This is a genomic window from Actinomadura soli (genome assembly GCF_005889715.1).
Taxonomy (GTDB): Bacteria; Actinomycetota; Actinomycetes; order Streptosporangiales; family Streptosporangiaceae; genus Spirillospora; species Spirillospora soli.
Genome location: NZ_VCKW01000492.1, coordinates 1 through 2,677 on the forward strand (window position 1 = coordinate 1; position 2,677 = coordinate 2,677).

Genomic DNA, 2,677 nt, shown 5'->3' on the forward strand with positions numbered 1-2,677 from the left:
CCTCCCACCCGTTCCCCAGTGATTTTAGTTGACCACAGACGTGCCGATCAGCCAAGGGCGCACGGCCCCTCCGAAAGTCGCACCGCTTCCACCAGAGGCCACGACTTTCGGCACCGGCTCGCTCCGTCCGGCGCTGCCGCGCCCCGCACGCCCTCCGCTCCAATCGAGGAGGACGGAAAGGGGCACCCACGTGACCGAGTTCGCCGCACGGACCGAAGGCGTGCGCAAGCTGTACGGGACGGGCGACGCCCGCGTGACCGCGCTGGACGGCGTCACGGTCGGCATCCCCCGCGAGCGGTTCGTCGCGGTGATGGGGCCGTCCGGGTCCGGCAAGTCGACGCTCATGCACGTCATGGCCGGGCTCGACTCGCCCGACTCGGGCCGCGTGCACATCGGCGGCACCGAGATCACGGGCCTGGACGACCGCGGCCTCACCCGGCTTCGCCGCGACCGGATCGGCTTCGTGTTCCAGGCGTTCAACCTCGTCCCGACCCTGACCGCGCTGGAGAACATCACGCTCCCCGCCGACATCGCGGGCCGCGGGCTCGACCCGGCCTGGCTGGACGAGGTCATCGACACGGTCGGCCTCCGCGAGCGGCTCTCGCACCGTCCGGCCCAGCTCTCCGGCGGCCAGCAGCAGCGCGTCGCCTGCGCCCGCGCCCTCGCCGGACGCCCCGAGCTGATCTTCGCGGACGAGCCGACCGGCAACCTCGACTCCCGCTCCGGCGCCGAGGTCCTCGCGTTCCTGCGCCGCTCCGTGGACGAGATGCGCCAGACGATCGTCATGGTCACCCACGACCCGTCCGCCGCCGCGCACGCCGACCACGTCATCACCCTCACCGACGGCCGCGTCCTCGACCAGACCTGAGAGTGAGGCGGCACCTCTCAGGTCTCCCTCTCAGGTCGCAGTCCCTCCCCCTCTCCGGTGAACATTGCAAAGAACCGTTGCAAAGGGCCTTTGCAACTTCTACGGTCCAAGGCATGAAGGAACGACCGCCGCCTGAGACGATCACCGATCCGCGGCAGGTGCGGCTGCTCGCGCACCCGCTGCGGCAGCGGATCGCCGAGATCATGCGGCGCGGTCCGGTCTCGTCCACCACCCTCGCCCGCGAGCTCGGCCAGAGCACCGGCGCGACGAGCTACCACCTGCGGCAGCTCGCCAAGCACGGGTTCATCGAGGAGGCGCCGGAACTGGCGCGCGGACGGGAGCGCTGGTGGCGGGAGGTGCCCGCCGACCGGCGGCTGCCCCCGCGCAGCGAGCAGTCCCCGGAGCTGCGCCGGGCGGTGGAGGAGCTGACGCGCCTGGAGTTCGCGAACGAGATGGACATGCTCGCCCGCTTCCAGCGTGAACGCGACCGTCTCGGCGAGCCGTGGGCGGACGCGCTGCTCTTCTCGTTCGCCACCGTCACGCTCAGGCCGGACGAGATCCGGCCCTTCTTCGAGGAGTACATCGCGCTCCTCTACCGCTACAAGCGCTCCGACGACGACCCGCCGCCGGACGCCCGCACCTTCCACGCCAGATTCCTGGCGTTCCCCGAGGTCTGACGACCCGGCCGCCACACCGGTCCGGAAGTCCGGGCCGCCGAGTTGCCCCTCGGCGGCCCGGACGGGCGAGGCCCGCATCACCACGCCGAACGGCGTGTTCTCCACGCGACAACGAACCCCACGGAAAGGAGAGCACTCCATGCTGCTCTCACGCAAACACCGATCGGCCGCGCCGCGGGGCCGCCTGCTGAAATGGGCGGTGCTGCTGCTCTGGGTCGCGATCACCGTCCTCGCCGTCCCGGCCGCGAGCAGCCTGCCGGACGTCGTCGAGGGGAAGGCGTCCGCCGAACTCCCGCGCGGCGCCCAGTCCACGAAGGTCGAGGAGCTGACCCCGCGCTTCCCCGGCGGGGAGCTGGCCCCGGGCATCGTCGTCTACGCCCGCTCCTCGGGGATCACGCCCGCCGACCGCGCGAAGGCCGAGACCGACCGCCGCGCGCTCGCCCCCCTCGCCGCCCGGCCCATCGCGCCGCCGCAGGCGTCCGGCGACGGCAAGGCGCTCATGCTGAACGTCGCGCTGCCGGACGACGACACCCTCGACGACAAGGCCCGGAGCCTCCGCGACCAGTCCCGCGCCGGCGCACCCGACGGCCTCGACATCCGCCTGACCGGTCCCGCGGGTTCCGCGCTCGACGTCGGCGACGCCTTCGAGAACATCGACAAGCCGATCTTCATCATCACGATCCTCGTCGTCACGGCCGTCCTGCTGCTCACCTACCGCAGCCCGATCCTGTGGCTGCTGCCGATCGTGAACGCGGCCATCGCGCTGCAGGTGGCGAACGCGGTCGTCTACCTGCTCGGCGAGCACGCCGGCCTCTACGTGGCGGACGGCATGTCCACCATCCTCAACGCACTCGTGTTCGGCATCTCGACCGACTACGCGCTGCTCCTCCTCGCCCGCTACCGCGAGGAACTGCGCCGCCACCCCGACCGCCACCGGGCGATGGCGATCGCGCTCCGCCACGCCGCCGCCCCGATCGTCGCGTCCGCCGCGACGGTCTCGCTCGGCCTCCTCTGCCTGCTCGCCGCCAACATGGGCTTCAACTACGCGCTCGGCCCGATCGGCGCCATCGGCGTCCTCGCCGGACTGGTCGTCGTGATGACCCTGCTGCCCGCCCTCCTCGTCATCTTCGGA

Annotated in this window: 3 protein-coding genes; all 3 read left to right on the forward strand. The window is 71.8% G+C overall.

Features of this window, described 5'->3' with window-relative positions; translation table 11 throughout:
* The first annotated feature begins 190 nt into the window (after positions 1 to 190).
* Entirely contained in the window at positions 191 to 868 is a 678-nt protein-coding gene (locus tag ETD83_RS41080; RefSeq protein WP_138650646.1) for an ABC transporter ATP-binding protein, read from the forward strand.
* 113 nt (positions 869 to 981) lie between these two features.
* Positions 982 to 1,545 (forward strand): winged helix-turn-helix domain-containing protein, encoded by a 564-nt coding sequence (locus ETD83_RS41085; protein WP_138650647.1) that lies wholly within the window; start codon positions 982 to 984, stop codon positions 1,543 to 1,545.
* Between the two features lie 139 nt (positions 1,546 to 1,684).
* The coding region (locus tag ETD83_RS41090; protein WP_171064734.1) for an MMPL family transporter at positions 1,685 to 2,677 on the forward strand (993 nt) is incomplete at its 3' end.

Excerpts from the sequence above, each read along its gene's own strand:
- ETD83_RS41085 (WP_138650647.1), top strand. The coding sequence starts at position 982 with ATGAAGGAACGACCGCCGCCTGAGACGATCACCGATCCGCGGCAGGTG.